The organism is Pseudoalteromonas sp. MMG005 (assembly GCF_018101015.1).
Lineage (GTDB): Bacteria > Pseudomonadota > Gammaproteobacteria > Enterobacterales > Alteromonadaceae > Pseudoalteromonas > Pseudoalteromonas aurantia.
Map to the genome: position 1 here is coordinate 1 of NZ_JAGJEK010000074.1, position 712 is coordinate 712.

Sequence of the window (712 nt, forward strand, 5' to 3'; positions counted from 1 at the left end):
CAGAGCGAACACAGGGCACCACACGGTCGGGGAGTACTTTAAGCATATCAGAACGGTACATTTAGAAGCGCAATCGCATCAAGACGTGCCATTTGAGCAGTTAGTAGATAGATTGAAGGTGCCGAGAAGTAAGGCACATAGCCCGTTATTCCAAATCATGATGACGACGAATACAGACTATGGTTTGCATCATGAAGGTGAGTCAGTCGCCCTACCAGGGGTGCAGATGAGCGCGTATGAGAGTGATGCGGTACAGGCCAAGTTTGACCTAGATGTTGAGCTGACCTTGGGTGATGCGGGTGTTGGTATTAACTGGACATATGATACAGGTTTATTCAGTGAAGCAGCGATAGCGCGGTTAAACGCACACTTGTGTCGTTTATTAACGAGTTTGAGTGAAGTCACAGAGGAGACAGTGGCGTTGCCTAGCTTGGCGATGTTGTCGGAGTCAGAGACAGCGCATTTAGTGACAGGGCTGAATAATACGGAAATTGCATACGATAAAGCGGCATGCATTCATACCTTATTTGAACAACAAGCACAGCAGCAGCCGGATAAGGTTGCGGTGGTTTTTGCCGATAAAACACTGACGTACAAGCAGTTGAATGAGCAGTCGAACCAACTGGCGCATTACCTGCGAGAGCATCATGCTATTGGGCCAGACAGTTTAGTGGGCTTGTGTGTGGAGCGCTCGTTGGAGATGGTGGTCGGG

1 protein-coding gene is annotated in these 712 nt (G+C 48.9%); it reads left to right on the top strand.

Annotated features, from left to right (window positions below):
* Positions 1 to 712 (top strand): condensation domain-containing protein (locus tag J8M01_RS23745; RefSeq protein ID WP_211059598.1); only part of this gene is annotated, 712 nt, incomplete at both ends.